19 protein-coding genes are annotated in these 20,684 nt (G+C 42.5%); 7 read left to right on the top strand and 12 right to left on the bottom strand.

The window, feature by feature from the left end:
• Positions 1 to 148 precede the first annotated feature (148 nt).
• From ACFSCZ_RS14050 to rpmH, 12 genes are all read right to left on the bottom strand, one after another.
• Positions 149 to 865 (bottom strand): DUF554 domain-containing protein, encoded by a 717-nt coding sequence (locus ACFSCZ_RS14050; protein ID WP_380774677.1) that lies wholly within the window; start codon positions 863 to 865, stop codon positions 149 to 151.
• 34 nt (positions 866 to 899) lie between these two features.
• Entirely contained in the window at positions 900 to 1,754 is an 855-nt protein-coding gene (locus tag ACFSCZ_RS14045; protein ID WP_380774676.1) for a ParB/RepB/Spo0J family partition protein, read from the bottom strand.
• The gene (locus ACFSCZ_RS14040; protein ID WP_380774680.1) at positions 1,747 to 2,508 is read right to left on the bottom strand and encodes a ParA family protein; all 762 of its coding nucleotides are present in this window, start codon (positions 2,506 to 2,508) and stop codon (positions 1,747 to 1,749) included. The genes ACFSCZ_RS14045 and ACFSCZ_RS14040 overlap by 8 nt, the downstream gene beginning before the upstream one ends.
• A 132-nt stretch (positions 2,509 to 2,640) precedes the next feature.
• Positions 2,641 to 3,513 (bottom strand): nucleoid occlusion protein, encoded by an 873-nt coding sequence (gene noc, locus ACFSCZ_RS14035; RefSeq protein ID WP_380774675.1) that lies wholly within the window; start codon positions 3,511 to 3,513, stop codon positions 2,641 to 2,643.
• Between the two features lie 415 nt (positions 3,514 to 3,928).
• A complete protein-coding gene (gene rsmG, locus ACFSCZ_RS14030) occupies positions 3,929 to 4,645 on the bottom strand; it encodes a 16S rRNA (guanine(527)-N(7))-methyltransferase RsmG (RefSeq protein WP_380774679.1) in 717 nt (238 codons plus the stop codon).
• Between the two features lie 183 nt (positions 4,646 to 4,828).
• A complete protein-coding gene (mnmG, locus tag ACFSCZ_RS14025; protein ID WP_380774674.1) occupies positions 4,829 to 6,724 on the bottom strand; it encodes a tRNA uridine-5-carboxymethylaminomethyl(34) synthesis enzyme MnmG in 1,896 nt (631 codons plus the stop codon).
• A gap of 19 nt (positions 6,725 to 6,743) precedes the next feature.
• On the bottom strand, positions 6,744 to 8,129 hold the full coding sequence (gene mnmE / locus ACFSCZ_RS14020; protein ID WP_380774673.1) for a tRNA uridine-5-carboxymethylaminomethyl(34) synthesis GTPase MnmE: 1,386 nt from the start codon (positions 8,127 to 8,129) through the stop codon (positions 6,744 to 6,746).
• A 122-nt stretch (positions 8,130 to 8,251) separates the two neighbouring features.
• Positions 8,252 to 8,497, bottom strand: a complete 246-nt coding sequence (locus ACFSCZ_RS14015) for a hypothetical protein (RefSeq protein WP_380774672.1) — start codon at positions 8,495 to 8,497, stop codon at positions 8,252 to 8,254.
• Positions 8,498 to 8,631: 134 nt separating this feature from the next.
• Positions 8,632 to 9,252: an RNA-binding cell elongation regulator Jag/EloR gene (gene jag, locus ACFSCZ_RS14010; RefSeq protein WP_380774671.1), complete on the bottom strand. Its 621-nt coding sequence runs from the start codon at positions 9,250 to 9,252 to the stop codon at positions 8,632 to 8,634.
• Positions 9,249 to 10,037 carry a YidC family membrane integrase SpoIIIJ gene (spoIIIJ, locus tag ACFSCZ_RS14005; RefSeq protein ID WP_380774670.1) on the bottom strand — a complete coding sequence of 263 codons (789 nt, stop codon included), beginning with the start codon at positions 10,035 to 10,037 and terminating at the stop codon, positions 9,249 to 9,251. The genes jag and spoIIIJ overlap by 4 nt, the downstream gene beginning before the upstream one ends.
• A gap of 94 nt (positions 10,038 to 10,131) precedes the next feature.
• Positions 10,132 to 10,485: a ribonuclease P protein component gene (gene rnpA, locus ACFSCZ_RS14000; RefSeq protein ID WP_380774669.1), complete on the bottom strand. Its 354-nt coding sequence runs from the start codon at positions 10,483 to 10,485 to the stop codon at positions 10,132 to 10,134.
• Between the two features lie 108 nt (positions 10,486 to 10,593).
• Positions 10,594 to 10,728: a 50S ribosomal protein L34 gene (gene rpmH, locus ACFSCZ_RS13995; RefSeq protein WP_380774668.1), complete on the bottom strand. Its 135-nt coding sequence runs from the start codon at positions 10,726 to 10,728 to the stop codon at positions 10,594 to 10,596.
• 516 nt (positions 10,729 to 11,244) lie between these two features.
• Here rpmH and dnaA point away from each other — a divergent pair.
• From dnaA to gyrA, 7 genes are all read left to right on the top strand, one after another.
• A complete protein-coding gene (dnaA, locus tag ACFSCZ_RS13990; RefSeq protein WP_380774667.1) occupies positions 11,245 to 12,594 on the top strand; it encodes a chromosomal replication initiator protein DnaA in 1,350 nt (449 codons plus the stop codon).
• A 173-nt stretch (positions 12,595 to 12,767) separates the two neighbouring features.
• On the top strand, positions 12,768 to 13,904 hold the full coding sequence (dnaN, locus tag ACFSCZ_RS13985) for a DNA polymerase III subunit beta (RefSeq protein WP_380774666.1): 1,137 nt from the start codon (positions 12,768 to 12,770) through the stop codon (positions 13,902 to 13,904).
• 206 nt (positions 13,905 to 14,110) lie between these two features.
• Positions 14,111 to 14,338: a S4 domain-containing protein YaaA gene (yaaA, locus tag ACFSCZ_RS13980; protein ID WP_380774665.1), complete on the top strand. Its 228-nt coding sequence runs from the start codon at positions 14,111 to 14,113 to the stop codon at positions 14,336 to 14,338.
• 14 nt (positions 14,339 to 14,352) lie between these two features.
• Complete coding sequence (gene recF / locus ACFSCZ_RS13975; protein WP_380774664.1) at positions 14,353 to 15,471, top strand: DNA replication/repair protein RecF; 1,119 nt, start codon at positions 14,353 to 14,355, stop codon at positions 15,469 to 15,471.
• A 9-nt stretch (positions 15,472 to 15,480) separates the two neighbouring features.
• Complete coding sequence (remB, locus tag ACFSCZ_RS13970) at positions 15,481 to 15,729, top strand: extracellular matrix regulator RemB (protein WP_380774663.1); 249 nt, start codon at positions 15,481 to 15,483, stop codon at positions 15,727 to 15,729.
• Between the two features lie 46 nt (positions 15,730 to 15,775).
• Positions 15,776 to 17,701, top strand: a complete 1,926-nt coding sequence (gene gyrB / locus ACFSCZ_RS13965; protein ID WP_380774678.1) for a DNA topoisomerase (ATP-hydrolyzing) subunit B — start codon at positions 15,776 to 15,778, stop codon at positions 17,699 to 17,701.
• 83 nt (positions 17,702 to 17,784) lie between these two features.
• Positions 17,785 to 20,280 (top strand): DNA gyrase subunit A, encoded by a 2,496-nt coding sequence (gyrA, locus tag ACFSCZ_RS13960; protein WP_380774662.1) that lies wholly within the window; start codon positions 17,785 to 17,787, stop codon positions 20,278 to 20,280.
• The last annotated feature ends 404 nt before the right edge of the window (positions 20,281 to 20,684 follow it).

Genomic DNA, 20,684 nt, shown 5'->3' with positions numbered 1-20,684 from the left:
TGATTTTGTATGGAGCAACTTTATCACCGCCATATTTTGTTATTTTTATTTTAACAAATTAAAACGGTGAAAGAACAAGTATTATAAATAATTAAAAAGGCTGTCGAGGGTTTCTCGACAGCCTGAACAGGCCTACGCCTGTTTTTTTTTACATGAGATTTGAACTTAAAACATTCATAACTGTTACAATAACAGCAACTACCAAAATCCCCGGTAGCAAGTTCGCCACACGGATTTTCGTCAGTCCCACCATATTTAAGCCGATGGCGAAAATCATGAGCCCCCCTGTTGCTGTCATTTCATTGATAAAAACATCCATCAATTCTTGAGGAACCAGCTGGTTAATTTGAGTAGCAAACAAAGCGATGCTTCCTTGATACACGGCGACCGGAATGACAGAAAAGATAACGCCTATTCCTAAAGTCGTTGATAAAATAAGACTGGTAAAACCGTCAAGGAGTGATTTGGTATATAGGACGTTATGATCATTTCGCATTCCGCTGTCCAATGCTCCGATTGTCGCCATTGCACCAATGGTAAAGATCAGCGTAGCCGTAACAAATCCCTGCGCAATACTTCCGGATTTTCCTTTTCCCATCTTACTTTCCAGCCATTGCCCGACTTTGTTGAGCTTATCTTCCAGAGCCCACCATTCACCAAGCACAGCACCAAGCACAAGACTGATAATTACAACCAAAAAGTTCTCGCTTTGAAACCCCATTTGTATTCCGAGAACAATGACAGACAGTCCAATTGCGTACATGACTGTATCTTTCATTTTCTCCGGTATGTTTTGTAGAAATCTGCCTAACAGCGTTCCGATGATAATGCAGATCACATTAACGGTCGTACCCAGTAAAACCATGACCTCACCCGACTCTTCCGATGATGAAGCTGCGTTATTCGCTTAACTTCATAATTTCCAAAATGCGTTCCAAATCTTCCGGTGAAAGAAATTCAATTTCTATTTTTCCTTTTTTCTTTGATTGGCTGATTGTGACCGTTGTACCAAACTTTTCTCTTAATCGGTCTTCATATTCCTTAATAAAAACATCTTTCTTTTTCTCCGGCTTTTTTGTTTCACGTGGAACATTTTCATTTAATCTTTGGATCATTTTTTCCAGTTGGCGGACATTTAAACCCTCACGGATCGTTTGTTCCGCCACAGGAATCATCTTATTTTTTTGTTTTAAGCCCAACAATGTCCGGCCGTGCCCCATAGAGAGCTTGCCTTCATTAATCAGCTGCTGGATCCTTTTTGGCAAAGTCAGCAGCCTTACATGATTGGCTATATATGGACGGCTTTTCCCCAGCCTTTTTGCTAAATCCTCTTGTGTCACCCCAAGTTTGTCCATTAAGGTTTGATAGGCTGCCGCTTCTTCCATCGGCGTTAAATCTTCTCGCTGGAGATTCTCCAGCACCGCCAATTCCATCATCTGATGATCGTTAAATTCCCTGACGACCGCCGGAACTTTAACCAGCTGAGCTGCTTTTGCAGCCCGAAAACGTCTTTCACCCGCAACAATTTCATAGCCATGATCTATTTTCCTCAAAATGATAGGCTGCAAGATACCGTGTTTTTCAATGGATTCCTTCAGCTCATCAATAGCTTCAGCAGAGAAAATTTTTCGCGGTTGAAATGGATTAGGCGCAATTTCATTAACAGGGATTTCTTTTACTGTCTCTTCAGTTCCTACATCCATATTAATGTTCGCAAACAAAGCATTAATGCCTTTACCCAGTCCTTTAGCCAACTTCAGCCACTTCCTTTGCGAGTTCTAAGTAAACTTCCGCTCCTCGGGACTTTGGATCATAAATAATGATCGGCTGCCCGTGACTCGGTGCTTCGCTTAATCTAATATTTCTGGGGATGACTGTTTGATAAACTTTATTCTGAAAGTATTTTTTTACTTCCTGGATAACTTGAAGACCCAGATTTGTCCGGGCGTCCAGCATCGTAAGAAGTACGCCTTCAATCATTAAGTCCTGGTTTAAATGTTTTTGCACAAGCCTGACTGTATTTAACAGCTGGCTGAGCCCCTCCAGTGCATAATATTCACACTGTACCGGAATCAGGACTGAGTCCGAGGCGGTCAACGCATTGATGGTCAATAAACCGAGTGATGGAGGGCAATCTATTAAAATATAATCATATTGATCCTTTACCTCTTCCAGCGCCCTTTTTAGACGAACTTCACGGGAAATCGTCGGGACAAGTTCAATTTCAGCACCCGCCAACTGAATTGTTGACGGAACTACTGATAAGTTGTCTACGGATGTTTGTTGAATCACTTGTTTTATGTCAGCATCGTCAACCAGTACATCATAAACGCATTCATTGACATCACCTTTGTCTATACCCGCACCACTAGTCGCGTTCCCCTGAGGGTCAATATCAACGATTAAAACCTTTTTACCGATGTAAGCCAAGCAGGCTCCTAAATTAATGGAGGTAGTCGTTTTTCCGACGCCCCCTTTTTGGTTGGCTATGGAAATGATCTTTCCCAACAATTTCACCTACCCCTTATTCCTCCGAATTCTTCGCACCTCATCTATTTTAACAAATATTGATAGATTTTATTATCGTAAAAAATGGGAAACTTGTTTTTTCAAGCTTCCCATGACCCGTTCAATCAACAATTATTTTTCTTTATTTTTTGGTATTTTAATAGTAATTTGGAAATATTGATCAAACTCTTCTTCTTCTGCGTCCAACTCAATACCGCTTTCAGCTACCATGGACAATGACTGGCGGATGGTATTGACAGCGATCCGCATATCTTTGCTCACTGCTTTTCGACGGCTGCTGCGCTTGGGCTTGTCCTGTTTGGACAGCATTTTGGCAACATGTTCTTCTGTTTGTTTGACGTTCAAATTTTTATCAATGATTAAGTTCATAAGCTGAATCTGTTTATCCGCCGCTTTCAACGGCATTAATGCACGCGCATGGCGTTCTGTAATTTTCTTTTGTAAAAGTCCCTCTTGGACTTCTTCGGGAAGCTTAAGCAGACGAAGTTTGTTCGCTACTGTTGACTGTCCCTTGCCAAGTCTTTGTGCCAATGCTTCCTGGGTTAGATTATGTAGCTCCAGCAGTTTTCCGTACGCAATCGCTTCTTCAATCGGAGTCAATTCTTCCCTCTGAAGATTTTCAATTAAAGCAACTGAAGCTGTCTCTGTATCACTTAAATTTTTTATAATGGCAGGTATTTCTTCCCACTCAAGCATTTGTACAGCGCGAAATCTGCGTTCACCCGCAATGATTTCATACCGGTCATTTCCTGCTTCTCTGACGACAATCGGCTGGATGATTCCATGTGTATGGATGGTACGGGCCAATTCCTCTATTTTGGATTCATCAAAAATGGTCCTTGGCTGGAATCGGTTGGGGGAAATGGCAGAAACAGCTATATTTCTAACTTCTTCCCTTTCGACTGAATCATCTGCCTCATTCTCTTTTTCTATCGGCAGGTCCTTATCACCCAATCCAAAAAAACGCGAGAAAGGATGTTTCATCCTTCTACACCACCTTGAAATAGTAACTCCCTACTATACATCATACTATTTTTTCTATCATATTTCCTGCCGAACTTTTGCTCTGTTTTGCAAGAAAAGGAAAGCGCACAGCTTTAGCTGCATATACAAGCCGAATTTTGATTGGGGCAACCTCGCAAAGCAACTGCCCACATCACATCCTATGAAACGTGAAACGTAACTTTATGACGGGCTATACGCTCCCCATGAGATGCTTAGTTTCAAGGGCATATTCTTCTCCCCTCAAACAGCTTCCTTGCTGCTAATGGGCCTGCGCCTGATGACACCTGGGCAAACTTGGGCTGCCGCATCTTGTCCATTTGATCACCTTGCGTATAAAAACGAGAGCATCCCCTTTTATACATTACGTGCCCTAGCTGTTTTATCATGTAAAAAGTTATTCCAGCGGCAATTTATTGGGCATACCTGGCTTGCGCGGATATTTTTTTGGTGTTTTTTTTACCTTTTCCACTACGATAATATTTCTTTCGCTGTGTTCCAACGGCAATTCAAAAGAATAAATATCGGTGAACTTTCCACCCAGTAGGTTGATTGCTTTTTCTCCGGCTGCCATCTCCTCTTTGGCATTAGCAGCCTTAAATGCAACGAAGCGGCCGCCTTCCTTGACGAGCGGCAAACACAATTCGCTTAAAACGGACATCCTCGCTACGGCGCGTGCAGTAACTAGATCAAACTGCTCGCGAAATTCTTCTTTTTTAGCAAAGGTTTCCGCCCGGTCATGAAAAAATGAAACATCCTGTAGTTCTAGTTCCTTTGCAAGTTCATGTAAAAAAGTAATGCGTTTTTTTAATGAATCTACAATTGTTATTCGAATTCCGGGAAAACAGATTTTCAGCGGAATGCCGGGAAATCCTGCTCCCGCACCCACATCACAAAGTGACAACGGCTTGCTGAAGTCCAGAAAAAAAGCGGCGCTCACCGAGTCGAAGAAGTGCTTAAGATAAACTTCCTCTCGATCAGTGATCGCAGTTAAATTCATTTTTTCATTCCATTCGACAAGAACCTTAAAATATCGATCGAACTGATCCAGCTGTTGGCCGTTTAATTCGATCCCTCTGCTTTTCAGGTGTTTTGTAAATTCCTCAATATTCATGGCTGATCCTTTCCTACTCCAGTTGCTGCAGTGTTTAGCTTGCAGACTTCTGTCTTTTGTCCAGCTACAGGCGGCTGGGGCTCGAGGTCGCTTCAACAAAACCATTGAAGGCAAACTACGCCTTCACTGGTTTGTCTCCAGCGCTTGTCGCCCCTGATCGGCCGCCTTTCGCTTTTCTATTCATCAGTCATCCCCTGACACACGGGCGATTTTTCCTTGCTCAATATATACCAACAGAATAGATATATCTGCCGGATTCACTCCGGAAATACGTGAAGCTTGGGCAATGGACAGCGGTCGCACCTTTTTCAACTTTTGGCGTGCTTCCGTTGCTATCCCATGAATCGCATCGTAATCTATATTTTCCGGGATTTTTTTATTCTCCAGTTTCTTAAGTTTTTCTACCTGTTGCAATGACTTATCTATATATCCTTCATATTTGATTTGAATTTCAACTTGTTCAATTACATCCGGGGACAACTCTTCTTCGGTTGGCACCAATTGGACAATATGGGAATATTTCATTTCCGGACGCTTCAATAAATCTGATGCCCGGATTCCGTCTTTCAATTCACTGCCGCCAGCCTCACGAATAAGTGCCTGCGTTTGTTCATTTGGTTTCAGGATCGTCTTTTGCAGGCGTTTGATCTCCGCCTCAATCGCCTCTTTTTTCTGGACAAACTTATCATATCTTTCCTGGGAAATAAGTCCAAGCTCATATCCGAGTTTTGTCAGCCGCAGATCGCAGTTGTCCTGGCGAAGAAGCAGCCGGTATTCCGCCCGCGAGGTAAGCAGGCGATACGGCTCATTTGTTCCTTTTGTGACAAGATCATCGATTAATACTCCGATATAGGCGTCGGAGCGGCTTAGAACCACTTCATCTTTGCCAAAAATGTTCCGTGCCGCATTAATCCCGGCCATGATCCCCTGTGCTGCCGCTTCTTCATAACCGGATGTACCGTTGATTTGTCCGGCGGTATAGAGGTTTTTCACTTTTTTCGTTTCCAATGTCGGCCATAGTTGAGTCGGTACGATCGCATCATACTCGATTGCATAACCCGGTCTCATCATACGGGCATTTTCCAATGCCGGAATTGTTTTAAGAAGCTGATGCTGGACTTCTTCGGGTAAACTGGTGGAGAGTCCCTGAACGTATACTTCATTCGTATGGCGTCCTTCCGGCTCTAAGAAAATTTGATGTCGCGGCTTGTCATTAAAGCGGACGACTTTGTCTTCTATAGATGGACAATAGCGGGCCCCTGTACCCTTAATCATTCCTGAAAACATCGGTGAACGATGGAGATTTTCATCAATAAGTCTGTGTGTATTTTCATTTGTGTAGGTCAGCCAGCAAGGCAGCTGATCTGTAATCATTTTCGTTGTTTCATAACTGAAAGCCCTGGGTTCTTCATCTCCCGGCTGAATTTCAGTCTGGCTGTAATCGATCGTCTGGCTGTTGATTCTTGGGGGTGTACCGGTTTTAAAACGTTCCATCTCAAAACCAAGTTCCTTCAGATGTTCTGACAGCTTAATGGATGGCTGCTGATTGTTCGGACCGCTTGAGTATTTTAATTCACCCAAAATAATCTCACCGCGAAGGAAGGTTCCGGTTGTAATAACGACTGCTTTAGAACGATAAACAGCGCCTGTCATCGTGACAACGCCTTTACAAACACCGTCTTCTACAATCAGTTCATCTACCATTCCCTGATGAAGCGTAAGATTCGGTTCATTTTCCAATGTGTTTTTCATTTCATGCTGATACTGGAATTTATCTGCCTGCGCACGAAGCGCTTGTACAGCAGGCCCCTTCCCCGTATTGAGCATCCTGATTTGAATAGCCGTTTTATCTATATTTTTTCCCATTTCCCCGCCAAGTGCATCGATTTCCCGTACAACTACTCCTTTGGCAGGACCGCCAATGGAGGGATTGCATGGCATAAATGCAACCATGTCGAGGTTGATTGTGATCATTAACGTTTTTGCACCCATTCGGGCAGCCGCCAGACCCGCTTCACATCCGGCATGTCCGGCTCCGACCACAATAATATCGTACTGGCCTGCTTCATACTTTTGCATGACGATAACCTCCTTTTTCTTATTTACCTAAGCAGAATTGAGAGAATAGCTGGTCAATCAAACTATCCTGAACCGTGTCTCCAATAATTTCGCCAAGAATTTCCCACGTCCTTGTCATATCAATCTGAACGATATCAATCGGCGTGCCTGCTTCAATCCCTTGCTTTACATCTTCCATTGCCTGAAGCGCCTGATGAAGCAAAGCAATATGACGGCTGTTTGACACGTATGTGATGTCTCCCGATTCCAACTCTCCCTGAAAAAACAGGTCGGAGATCGCCTGTTCCAGATCATCAATCCCCTCTTCCTTCAGCAAAGAAGTGCTAATCACTTGATGTTTTCCTGCTAAGTCCCGGACCTGCCCAATATTGATTTTTCCCGGCAAATCCGTTTTATTGACAATCACAATAACATCCATGCCTTCAACTGCTTGAAACAGCTGCTGATCTTCTGCTGTCAGCGGCTCAGCGGAATTGAGTACAAGTAAAATCAGATCAGCTTCTTTTAATACTTTTCTTGACCGCTCTACACCAATTCTTTCTACTATATCTTCTGTTTCCCTAATACCCGCTGTATCGATCAGGCGCAGTGGGACTCCGCGCACATTCACATATTCTTCAATGACATCCCTCGTCGTTCCGGGTATGTCCGTCACAATGGCTTTATTTTCCTGTACTAGACTATTCAACAAAGAGGATTTTCCAACATTCGGTCGACCTATAATAACCGTCGATAATCCATCACGCAATATTTTACCTTGTTCAGCGGTTTTTAATAATTTTTTAATTTCTTTTTCGATATGATCCGCCTTTTCCCTCAACATGCGGTGTGACATTTCTTCCACATCGTCATATTCCGGGTAGTCAATGTTTACTTCCACGTGAGCAAGAGTCTCCAGGATATCTTGACGCAAGGATTTGATTAATTTTGACAGGCGCCCTTCCATCTGATTCAGTGCCACATTCATGGCTTTGTCAGTTTTCGCCCTGATCAAATCCATCACTGCTTCTGCCTGTGACAAATCAATTCTTCCATTTAAAAAAGCTCTTTTTGTAAATTCCCCCGGTTCTGCAAGCTTGGCTCCATTGTTTAATACTAGCTGAAGAACGCGGTTGACCGACACCATTCCTCCATGGCAGTTGATTTCTACCACATCTTCCTTTGTGTAAGTCCGCGGTGCCCTCATAACTGTTACCATGACTTCTTCTATCATTTCTTCTGTTCTCGGCTGAATCAGACGGCCATAATGAATCGTATGTGAATCCATCTCCTCCAGCTGTTTTCCGTTGGCACTCCGAAAAATTTTATCAGCTATGCCGATGGCTTGATCCCCACTTATTCTAACGATGGCGATTCCACCCTCACCGAGCGGTGTAGATATGGCTGCAATTGTATCGAAATCCAAAACAATCACCACTTTTATATTAAAAATAATTGATATTCAACGAATCTCATATCCGCAAAATGTCACAATTGACCCTTCCGTCCAAAACAACGTTTTTATCCACAAGCAAAAAGCCGTATTCTTTATTTTATAATATCCACATGTGAATAACAATCTACTCGTATAACGTTTTGCACTCTTTTTATTGGACTGGCTGCTTCTGCCAGAAGAACGATGACCACTGGCCCCGGAAGACGAACATTCATCTGAGCCGCTTTACTCATTTTATAGGCGACCGTCCGAACGTTCTGTTGCCGCATTAAGTTTCTTGAAACGGCCTTGACCGCTCTTTTACCCATCGTTCTGCTTATTTGGGTTTCTCGAACCATTCATGGTGACCATTTTGTCCATTGTTCGCATGTTTGGGCATCATGAAAATTGATAGACATATCTGCACCTGTTAGAATTTTCATTCGGCATCGCCCATTTGCCACAAAAAAACACCCCCTGTTCATGGGAGGTGTTATTTTGGCTGGATTACAACGAATCGTTTTGGCTCTTCTCCTTTAGAGACTGTCTCAACCCTTTCGTTGTTGGCCAATGCAGTATGTATGATTTTCCGTTCATAATTCGGCATGGGCTCCAGAGACACGGGTTTGCCCAGCTGCTTTGCCTTAGCTGCCATTCTTTCGGCCAGGCGTGTCAATGTCTCTTCCCGCCTTTCCCTGTAGTTCTCAGGATTTAAGATAACACGTATATAATGAGATGAATAGCGATTCGCGACAAGCTGTGTCAAATATTGCAAAGCATTGAGCGTTTGGCCTCTCTTTCCGATCAGCAGGCCCAACTTTTCTCCTGATATATTAAACATGACATTGCGTTCGCCATGATCCACAATATCTATTTGGGCCTCAATTCCCATATTTCGGATGATCTCTTGTAAAAATTGTTTTGAGGATTCAATAGCGTCCGGCTTTGCCGATACTTCGACAACCACCGGACGAGATCCAAACAAACCAAATAATCCTCTTTTTCCTTCATCTACTACTTTTATATCGACTTGATCTTCTGTTTTTTCTAGTTGAGCCAAAGCTGATTGTACTGCTTCTTCCACGGTTGATCCGGTTGCAGTGACTTGTCTCACTTTTTAGCTCCCCTCACCTTTTCTTTTCCGGCCGCTTCATTGTTTGAAATGGGCGGCTTGATAAAATATGTTTGAATAATCATGAATATATTCCCGACTACCCAGTATAAAGCAAGAGCAGATGGAAAACTGATTGCAAAAATAATAATCATTACCGGCATGATATATAGCATCATTTGCATTTGGGGATTCATGCCTTCTGTTCCTGCCATCATAATTTTCTGCTGCAGGAATGTCGTTAATCCGGCCACGAGCGGCAATATAAAGTAAGGATCCGGTGCCCCCAAGTCAAACCAAAGGAATGTATGAGTGGCAATTTCTTCGGTTCTGATAATTGCCTGATAAAAACCGATGAGAATCGGCATTTGTATAAGCAATGGAAAACAGCCGGCCAGCGGGTTAACCCCATGTTTTTGAAATAACTGCATCATTTCCTGCTGTAACTTTTGCTGGGTTTGTGCATCTTTAGAACTATACTTTTCTCTTAGTTTCTGCATTTCCGGCTGGAGCAGCTGCATAGCTTTTGAATTTTGCGTCTGCTTAATCATCAACGGCAGAATGGCCAAACGGATTAACAGGGTTACAATGATAATTCCCAATCCATAGCTGTCCCCTGTCATTTCAGCAGATGTGGTAATTAACCATGATAAAGGATAAACAATATACTTGCTCCAAAAACCTGTACTTTCAGATGTAATTGGTTCGGGATTCTCTATTGATGAACAGCCGGCTGCCAAGATCAGCAAGCCGAGCATGGCTGCTGCGAGGAGTATTCTCTTTTTCAAAACTACGTATCCTCCCTATGTATGAAAAGTCACTGTATCGTCTAACGGTTATTTTACCATTTTTCATTCGTCCTGTTGATGGAAATGTTCATTTTTATCTGTGTTTTAACTTTTTTAAATACTTCCCAAGCCGGAGTACATGTTCCAGGCTCTTTTTTACAGAATGGTAATCCATGTCGGCCGCCGGTTTTCTGGCGATAATAACAAAATCCTGATTGTGACTCACTTGATCCTCGAGTTCATAGAAAACTTGCCGGATATAGCGCTTAATCCGATTCCTTGTCACAGCATTTCCGATCTTCTTGCTTACAGACAAACCAATCCTGAAATGAGTCTGTTCTTTTTTCTCCAGTGCATAAAGGACGAACTGCCTGTTCGCCACAGACTTTCCCTTTTTAAACACTGCCTGGAAATCAGTATTGCTCTTAATTCTATAAGCTTTTTTCATACACCCACCTCAGAACTAGAGAAAAAGCGCAAATCTTCCTGGTTTTGCTATCCTGTCGGATTTACACTTTTTCTATTAGAAAAAAGACCACTGAGACGTTTCAGTGGTCTACGCTGATAATACTTTTCTCCCTTTACGACGACGACGGGCTAAGATTCTACGTCCAGTTTTGGAGCTCATTCTCGCACGAAAACCGTGGACTTTGCTTCTTTTTCTTGTATTTGGTTGGAATGTTCTTTTCATTTTATTGACACCTCCTCGAGGATTTCACAATCACAGTTTAGACAGTCTTACTAATTATAAAGACGTGATTAAACGATTGTCAACCTCTCCTGCCACTTTTTTTGTCAGATCTAAGCTGTGAGATCTCTTCATCCTTGCCTGTGGATGATTTGTGCGCGGTTTTTTCTTATTCACACTATTTATCGACAAGTTTTTCACAAATTCTACGGCTGTTGATAATCTCAGATGCGGTAATTTTTAATGATGTGGATAATGTCTTCCATTCATTGCAGTCCTTCATTTTATTTGGTATGATAAAATTGTTTTATTTGTGGAGAACATATCTTCATTCTTATTTTATCCACAAAGTGTGAATAACTTGTGGATTACTTATTCATCCGCTTTGAATATCATTGTCCACATTTCGTGGATATTGTCGAAAAGATAGTTTCTACATATATATCCTTTTCCACATCCGGTAAAATTCCTCAAAGGCATTCCAATGTCCCTAATGAGCTTAGAAAAGGAGGTAAAGTATTGGAAAACCTGTCTGATCTTTGGGAGAAAGTGCTCGGAAAGATAGAAAAAAAGATTAGTAAACCGAGTTTTGATACATGGTTAAAATCTACCGAAGCTTTTGAGCTCCATGGCGATACAATGATTGTTGCTGTCCCCAATGAATTTGCGAGAGATTGGCTTGAAGGCCGTTATACTAAATTAATTTCCAGCATTTTATATGATCTCGTCGGTGAACATTTACATGTTAAATTTATCATTCCGCCTGATGCGGAAGATGAGCTGCAGAAGGAACCGGCTCCCAAAGTGAACACCATTCAGGAAGCCAGAAGAGATGAGGCATATCAGAATATGCTAAATCCAAAATATACATTTGACACATTTGTAATCGGGGCGGGCAACCGCTTTGCACATGCAGCTTCACTGGCGGTTGCTGAAGCACCTGCAAATGCCTATAACCCTTTGTTTATTTACGGAGGCGTAGGGCTCGGAAAAACACATTTGCTTCATGCCATCGGCCATTATGTACTTGAGCATAATCCGGCTGCTAAGGTCCTGTATATCTCTTCTGAAAAGTTCACCAATGAATTCATTAACTCTATTCGTGACAATAAAGCGGAGAATTTTAGAGATAAATATCGAAATGTAGACGTCCTTTTAATAGACGATATTCAATTTATAGCCGGAAAAGAACAAACACAGGAAGAATTTTTCCATACATTTAATGCACTTCATGAAGACAGCAAGCAGATTATCATTTCCAGTGACAGACCGCCCAAAGAAATACCGACTTTGGAAGAGCGGCTGAGATCCCGCTTTGAATGGGGGTTGATCACTGATATCACTCCGCCTGATTTGGAAACAAGAATTGCCATCTTACGCAAAAAAGCCAAAGCGGACGGGTTGGATATTCCAAATGAAGCCATGCTGTACATAGCAAACCAAATTGATACGAATATTCGTGAACTTGAAGGTGCATTGATCCGCGTCGTTGCCTATTCTTCTTTAATTAACAAAGACATCAATGCTGATTTGGCTGCTGAGGCACTAAAAGATATTATTCCCAGCTCAAAACCAAGAGTGATTACCGTGTTGGATATTCAAAAAGCGGTCGGTGCTGAATACAACGTAAAACTTGAAGATTTTAAAGCAAAAAAAAGGACAAAATCCATTGCTTTTCCAAGACAGATTGCTATGTACCTTTCCAGGGAACTGACGGATTTATCTTTGCCGAAAATTGGAGACGAATTTGGCGGACGGGACCATACAACTGTGATCCATGCCTACGATAAAATAGCTAAAATGCTGGAATCTGATTCAGAATTTCAAAATCGGATCAATGGCATACTAGAATCATTAAAACATCCTTGATGGGGATATTGTGTATAAGATTGTCGCATTGCTGCACAAGATGTCCACATGTGAACATCTTTCATTTTCATTCATTCACACACTTATCAACATATCCACAGCACCTACTACTAGTACTACGATTTTTTTTAAAAAAATAAATAATATAAAGGCTTGAAATGAGGGAAGGAAGCATGCAATTTATCATTCAGCGAAACCGCCTCATCAGCAGCGTTCAACATGTCATGAGAGCTGTTTCTTCAAGAACGACGATACCTATATTGACGGGTATTAAAATTGTTGCTGACCATGATGGGATTACATTTACCGGAAGTGATTCCGATGTTTCAATTGAATCTTTTATACCTGTTGAAGAAGACGGCGATCAATTGATCGAAATGAAAAGTCCTGGCGGCATTGTTTTAAATGCCAGATTTTTTGGGGATATTGTCAAAAAGCTCCCGATGGATACTGTAGAAATAACAACTGAGGACGGCCGGCATGTACTCATCAAATCAGGAAAGGCAGAATTTCATTTAAACGGTTTTGATCCTGCGGAATATCCGCATCTTCCGCAAATCTCAAATGAAGACACCTTTTCAATTCCAAGTGATTTGTTGAAAACTATGATTCGGCAGACCGTATTTGCTGTGTCCACCTCAGAAATACGTCCTATCTTGACAGGTGTCAAGTGGGAAATTAAAAATGGCCAGCTGATTTGCGTGGCTACGGACAGTCACCGGCTTGCAAGAAAAACATCGCCTGTGGATGTACCCCAAGAGGTTCATTATCAAACAGTCATTCCGGGTAAAAGTTTGCTTGAGCTCAGTAAAATTTTAGATGATAATGACCAGCAAGTTAGTATTGTCATGACAGAAAATCAAATTTTATTTAAATCGAAAAATATTCATTTTTATACAAGACGGCTTGAAGGGAACTATCCAGATACATCCCGTCTCATTCCGACAGATTATAAGACAAATATTACGCTGGACGGAAAGTTGTTTAATGATGCCATTGACCGTGCCTCTTTGCTGGCAAGGGAAGAAAGAAACAATGTTGTGAAACTGATTTCTATGGGTGATCACCTTCTGGAGATTTCCTCCAACACACCGGAGATCGGCCATGTATCGGAGGAAATTCCAATAGAATCTCTTGAGGGAGAAGAGCTGACAATTTCTTTCAGCGCCAAATATATGATGGAAGCCCTGCGTGCTGTGGATGGAACAAATATTATGATCAGTTTTACGGGGGCCATGCGCCCTTTCATCATTCGATCTGCAGAAGATCCATCTATTTTACAGCTTATTTTGCCTGTAAGAACCGCGTAAATGACCTGCCTTTCAGGCAGGTTTTTCTTTTATTGGCTGACAAAAATGAACGGTTGTCGTGCTTTTGTCTCAAACGAGCGAAGGTCTATTTTCAACTGTACGCTTTGTATGATTTGTTAAGCATAAACCAGCGGTTTTTGTCCGGCTAATCTTTGTCACGAAGCCGATTTTTTAGTAAAATATAAGTAAGAATGACTTGATACGAAATGAGTGAGAATGTGGAAACAGAAATAAAAATTGAGACGGACACTATCACCCTTGGACAATTTTTAAAACTGGCGGATTTGATTGATTCCGGAGGCATGGCAAAGTGGTTTCTCAGTGAACATACCGTGCTTGTAAATGGCGATCAAGATCAGCGAAGAGGCAGAAAACTGTCCATTGGCGACCGCGTTGACATTGAAGGAATTGGAAGTTTCCTTGTTGTCAATTAAAGGATGTTGACTCCATGTATATTAAAGAACTTGAATTGGGTAATTACCGTAATTATGGTCAACTCTCACTTTCTTTTGAAAATAAAGTGAATGTTTTTGTAGGAGAAAATGCCCAGGGGAAAACAAATGTCATGGAAGCGATCTATGTGCTGGGCATGGCAAAATCCCACAGAACATCCAATGATAAAGATTTAATACGTTGGGACGAGGATTATGCTAAAATAGAGGGTAGAGTTCAAAAAACGAATGGTTCTGTCCCTTTACAGTTAATAATTTCCAAAAAAGGGAAAAAGGCTAAGTTTAATCATATAGAACAAAGAAAATTAAGTCATTATGTCGGTAATATGAACGTTGTCATGTTTGCGCCTGAAGATCTCCGCCTTGTGAAAGGGAGCCCTCAAATAAGGCGTCGTTTTATTGATATGGAGATTGGTCAGGTTTCACCCGTTTATCTTTTTGATATCGGCCAGTACCAGAAAGTCCTGCAACAGCGGAACCATTATTTAAAACAGCTGCAAAGCAGGCGGCAAACAGATCAGACGTTTTTGGATGTGCTGGATGAACAATTTATCGAATCGGCAGTGAAAATCATCAGGAAACGATTTGAATTTATCCACCTGCTGGAGGAATGGGCCCAACCGATTCATGCCGGTATTTCCCGCGGACTGGAAACACTCGGCATTTTATATAAACCGTCACTGGATGTATCAGAAGACTCGGATTCGTCCAAAATGATTACTATATTCGAAGAAAAGCTTGCATCTATAAGGGATAGGGAAATTGACCGCGGTATCAGCCTGGTCGGCCCCCACCGTGATGATATAAGCTTTTCTGTGAACGGGCGTGACGTTCATACATTCGGTTCACAGGGACAGCAGCGAACAGCCGCCCTGTCCGTAAAACTTGCCGAAATTGAACTGATTCAATCTGAAATTGGAGAATATCCGATTCTGCTCTTGGATGATGTACTTTCGGAATTGGATGACTACCGTCAATCACATTTGTTGAACACGATCCAAGGAAAAGTCCAGACGTTTGTCACGACGACGACGACAAATGGAATCGACCACCAAACCATTAAAGAAGCGGACAGTTTCTATGTGCATAATGGCACAATCACAAAAGGGCAATGAGGTGAGAACATGTATGTCCATGTCGGAGACGATGTGCTGGTCCGGTCAAACGAAATTATTGCGATATTGGATAAGCAGACAGTGAACGACTCGAAAGAACTTCAGGAACTCTTGGACAGAAGAAAATCTGAGTTGGTGTCTTTGGCCAATGGATCATTTAAATCTTTAGTCATTACCTCAACACATATGTATTTATCGCCCGTTGCCATTGCCACATTAAAAAAAAGAGCGTTAAGTGAAATACTCGTGAATAGTTAGGATTCATGATGAAATAGATGGAAAGTGCAGGTGAATCGTTTTGTCAATGGAACAAAGAGCAATGCAGGAACAGACATATGATGAACATCAGATTCAGGTGCTGGAAGGGCTGGAAGCGGTTCGCAAACGCCCGGGGATGTATATTGGGTCAACAGGCCCCAGAGGCCTGCACCATCTCGTATGGGAAATTGTTGATAATAGCATTGATGAGGCCATGGCCGGTTATTGTGATGAAATCGTGGTAACCATTGAAGCGGATAACAGCATTACAGTCCAGGACAACGGCCGGGGTATACCGGTTGGAATCCAGGAGAAAATGGGCCGTCCGGCGGTTGAAGTCATTCTGACTGTGCTTCATGCAGGCGGGAAATTTGGGGGCGGCGGCTATAAAGTATCCGGCGGTCTCCACGGTGTGGGTGCTTCTGTTGTAAACGCGCTTTCCAGTGAACTGGAAGTGTATGTACATTTGAACGGAAATATCCATTACCAAAAGTACGCTCGCGGTGTACCACTGTTTGACTTAAAAATTATCGGCGAGACTGAACGGACAGGAACAACCATTCATTTTAAACCGGATCCTGAAATTTTTACTGAAACGGTTGAATTTGACTTTGAAACTCTGTCTACTCGTACCCGGGAGCTTGCGTTTTTAAACAAGGGCTTGAAGCTGGTCATTGAGGATAAGCGTGAAGAAGAAACGGTAAGAAAAGAATATCATTACGAAGGCGGGCTCATTTCTTATGTGGAGCACTTGAATCGATCCAAGGAGTTACTCCATGAAGAACCCATCTATATTGAAGGGGAACGGGATGACATCTCCATTGAGATCGCCATGCAATATAACGATGGATATGCGAGCAATATATACTCTTTTGCCAATAATATCCACACGTATGAAGGCGGTACGCATGAATCCGGATTTAAATCGGCGTTGACGAGAGTGGTCAATGATTATGCACGTAAAAGCCAAATTTTTAAAGAGAATGACAGCAACTTAACCGGGGAAGATGTCCGTGAAGGGCTGACAGCCATTATTTCTATCAAGCATCCTGACCCGCAGTTTGAGGGCCAGACGAAGACCAAACTTGGAAACTCGGAAGCACGTACCATTACCGATGCACTTTTCTCCGAGCATTTTGAAAAATATTTATTGGAAAACCCTTCGTTAGCCAAGAAGATTGTGGAAAAAGGCAGTATGGCTGCCAGAGCGCGCATGGCTGCTAGAAAAGCCAGGGAGTTGACCCGCCGGAAAAATGCTTTGGAAGTGTCCAATCTTCCTGGAAAACTGGCTGATTGCTCCTCCAGAGATGCGGAGATCAGTGAGTTGTTTATCGTTGAGGGGGACTCTGCCGGAGGATCAGCCAAACAAGGACGTGACCGCCATTTTCAAGCAATTTTGCCTCTGAAAGGTAAGATTATCAATGTGGAAAAGGCAAGGCTTGACCGGGTTTTCTCAAATGATGAGGTCCGAGCAATCATAACGGCTCTTGGAACAGGGATCGGAGAAGAGTTTGATATATCTAAAGCCAGATATCATAAAGTCGTAATTATGACGGATGCGGATGTTGACGGTGCACATATCCGGACGTTGCTTCTTACACTTTTTTATCGCTATATGCGTCCGCTTGTGGAAGCAGGTTATATTTATATTGCCCAGCCGCCTTTATTTAAAGTCAGCCAAGGCAAAAAAGTTTTGTACGCGTATTCTGACAGCGAACTGGAGGATGTTTTGGAGGATCTGCCCAAACAGCCTTTGCCGGGCATCCAGCGCTATAAAGGTCTCGGAGAAATGAATCCGGACCAGCTCTGGGATACAACGATGGATCCAGATTCAAGGCTTCTCCTTCAGGTAAGTTTGGAAGACGCGATTGAAGCGGATGAAACGTTTGACATGCTTATGGGTGAAAAAGTAGAACCGCGGCGCCTTTTTATCGAAGAAAATGCGTTAAATGTCAAAAACTTAGATATATAATTTTCGACTGAAAGCAAGTGACGCAGGATTGGGATGTGCTGCTTCACTCGCTTTTTTTAAGGAACTAGGAAGGTTGTGAGTTTATGCCAGAAATGCCTGATAATATCAAAGAAGTTAATTTAAGCCAGGAGATGCGTTCATCCTTTCTTGATTATGCGATGAGCGTCATTGTTTCTCGCGCCCTTCCCGATGTCCGGGACGGCATGAAGCCGGTTCACAGACGGATTTTATATGCCATGAACGATCTTGGGATGACAAGCGACAAAGCTTATAAAAAATCCGCCAGGATTGTCGGTGAAGTCATTGGTAAATATCACCCGCACGGTGACTCTGCTGTGTATGAAACGATGGTCCGGATGGCACAGGATTTCAGCTACCGGTATATGCTTGTAGACGGACACGGAAACTTTGGTTCCATTGATGGTGATTCAGCGGCTGCCATGCGGTATACAGAAGCCAGAATGTCAAAGATTTCCATGGAGCTTGTTAGAGACCTTAACAAAGATACGATTGATTACAAAGACAACTACGATGGTTCGGAAAAAGAGCCTGTTGTGCTGCCTGCCCGGTTTCCCAATCTGCTCGTGAACGGAACCTCAGGCATTGCCGTCGGGATGGCAACAAATATTCCTCCTCATCAGCTCGGAGAAGTCATTGATGCCATCATTACATTAAGCAAAGACCCGGATATCACGATACAGGAATTAATGGAATTTATTCCGGGACCCGATTTTCCAACGGCCGGTTTAATTGTTGGCAGGAGCGGAATTAGACGGGCATATGAGACAGGCCGAGGATCAATCATGATGCGGGGCAGAGCCGAGATTGAGACGAAATCAAACGGCCGGGAGACAATCATCATTAAAGAACTTCCTTACCAGGTGAACAAGGCAAGGCTGATCGAGCGGATTGCCGATCTCGTCCGCGAGAAGAAAATTGATGGTATTACTGAGCTCAGGGATGAATCGGACCGTGTCGGAATGAGAATTGTTATTGGAGTCCGCAGAGATGCGAATGCGAATGTCATCCTGAATAATTTGTATAAAATGACTGCCCTTCAAACTAGTTTTGGCATCAACATGCTTGCATTGGTTGATGGACAGCCAAAAGTATTGAACCTTAAGCAGTGTCTTTACCATTATTTGGAACATCAGAAAGTTGTAATCAGAAGAAGGACAGAGTACGAGCTTCGAAAAGCAGAAGCCCGTGCACATATTCTTGAAGGACTTCGCATTGCTTTGGATCATATTGATGCCATTATCAACTTGATCAGGGGATCGGAAACTACCGATATTGCCCGAACCGGATTAATGGAGCAATTCAGCTTGAGTGAAAAGCAGGCACAAGCCATCCTTGATATGCGATTGCAGCGACTGACCGGTCTCGAGCGGGAAAAAATCGAAGAAGAATATCAATCTCTGGTGAAGTTAATTTCCGAATTAAAAGCTATTTTGGCTGATGAGGAAAAAATTCTGGAGATTATTCGTGAAGAGCTTCTTGAAGTTAAAGAGCGGTTTAATGACGGCCGCCGGACGGAGATTGTATCGGGAGGTGTCGGCCAGCTTGAGGATGAAGACCTGATTCCGAGAGAAAACGTCGTAGTGACATTGACTCATAACGGATATATCAAGCGTCTTCCCATTTCCACTTATAGAAGCCAAAAACGCGGAGGACGCGGTGTCCAGGGCATGGAAACCCATGAAGACGACTTTGTTGAGCATTTACTTACAACATCTACGCACGATACGATTTTATTTTTCTCAAACAAAGGGAAAGTCTATAAAGCGAAGGGATATGAGATTCCTGAGTTCAGCAGAACAGCTAAAGGACTTCCAATCATCAATTTGCTGGGCATCCAAAAAGGAGAATGGATCAATACGATCATTTGTGTGGAAGAATACCTTGAAGACTGGTATTTATTCTTCGCAACAAAACAGGGCCTTGTAAAACGGACCCCTTTATCAGCTTTTGCCAATATAAGAACAAACGGCCTGATAGCACTGAATCTAAGAGAAAATGATGAGCTAATCTCAGTGCAGCTGACAGATAACAACAAAAATATTGTGATCGGCACCAAAGACGGTCTGCTCATTCGTTTCCATGAAACAGATGTGCGTCCAATGGGAAGGACAGCTACAGGAGTTAAAGGCATCAACTTGTCCAATGAAGATGAAGTCATTGGAATGGAAATCCTGGAAGAAGAACATGATGTCCTTGTTGTAACAAAGAACGGCTACGGAAAAAGGACACCGGCTGCAGAGTACAGAATTCAAACTCGCGGTGGAAAAGGGCTGATTACCAGCCATATTACAGAAAAAACAGGATCATTAGTTGCGCTTGAAACAGTCAGGGGCGAGGAAGACCTTATGCTGATCACAGCAAAAGGTGTGTTGATCCGGATGTCTGTGGAAGATATCTCAGTGATGGGGCGTAATACACAAGGTGTCATTTTAATCCGGCTTGATGAGGATGAATCTGTCGCTACAGTTGCAAAAGTAGAAGAGACAGAAGGACTCGAGGAAATCACTACGACACCGAATGATGAGGAAATTACAGGTGAAGAGCTGTATGATTCGTAAGAGAGATAAGCCCAAGTGCCGGTCTGGGTGTTGAAGTGAACCATGCGTGTATGTATACAAGAACCCACCTTTTTGTAATTCAAAAAAGGAGCGTCAGGTGATCGGCGCTTCTTTTTTATTTAAAAGAAAAACATTGCCAGAATTTATAAAAGGTGATATATTATTAATCGCTGTTCAAAATATGTCTTTTAACAAAAAAATCCTTTGAAAATGCTGTTGACATATACTTGATAGGTTGATATGATATAAAAGTCGCCCAAACGGAGCGGCTCGAGAAAAAGTTTGATCTTTGAAAACTGAACGAAACGAAACGTCAATAATTTATGATTTTTAGTCAGCTTTAAAATGAGCTAACAAACATCTTTTATGAGAGTTTGATCCTGGCTCAGGACGAACGCTGGCGG

It is taken from the genome of Siminovitchia sediminis (assembly GCF_042680885.1).
GTDB lineage: Bacteria > Bacillota > Bacilli > Bacillales > Bacillaceae_C > Siminovitchia > Siminovitchia sediminis.
Note: the sequence above shows the minus strand (reverse complement) of the source record. Positions and strands in the feature narration are given on the sequence as shown.

Bases quoted from the DNA above. Each gene is read 5' to 3' on its own strand.
- ACFSCZ_RS14050 (WP_380774677.1), bottom strand. From the start codon at position 865: ATGGTTTTACTGGGTACGACCGTTAATGTGATCTGCATTATCATCGGA.
- mnmG (WP_380774674.1), bottom strand. From the start codon at position 6,724: ATGCAAAAGTATGAAGCAGGCCAGTACGATATTATTGTGGTCGGAGCC.
- rsmG (WP_380774679.1), bottom strand. From the start codon at position 4,645: ATGAATATTGAGGAATTTACAAAACACCTGAAAAGCAGAGGGATCGAA.
- rpmH (WP_380774668.1), bottom strand. From the start codon at position 10,728: ATGAAAAGAACATTCCAACCAAATACAAGAAAAAGAAGCAAAGTCCAC.
- gyrB (WP_380774678.1), top strand. From the start codon at position 15,776: ATGGAACAAAGAGCAATGCAGGAACAGACATATGATGAACATCAGATT.
- recF (WP_380774664.1), top strand. From the start codon at position 14,353: ATGTATATTAAAGAACTTGAATTGGGTAATTACCGTAATTATGGTCAA.
- gyrA (WP_380774662.1), top strand. From the start codon at position 17,785: ATGCCAGAAATGCCTGATAATATCAAAGAAGTTAATTTAAGCCAGGAG.
- ACFSCZ_RS14015 (WP_380774672.1), bottom strand. From the start codon at position 8,497: ATGGTTCGAGAAACCCAAATAAGCAGAACGATGGGTAAAAGAGCGGTC.
- rnpA (WP_380774669.1), bottom strand. From the start codon at position 10,485: ATGAAAAAAGCTTATAGAATTAAGAGCAATACTGATTTCCAGGCAGTG.
- noc (WP_380774675.1), bottom strand. From the start codon at position 3,513: ATGAAACATCCTTTCTCGCGTTTTTTTGGATTGGGTGATAAGGACCTG.
- yaaA (WP_380774665.1), top strand. From the start codon at position 14,111: ATGAGTGAGAATGTGGAAACAGAAATAAAAATTGAGACGGACACTATC.
- dnaN (WP_380774666.1), top strand. From the start codon at position 12,768: ATGCAATTTATCATTCAGCGAAACCGCCTCATCAGCAGCGTTCAACAT.
- remB (WP_380774663.1), top strand. From the start codon at position 15,481: ATGTATGTCCATGTCGGAGACGATGTGCTGGTCCGGTCAAACGAAATT.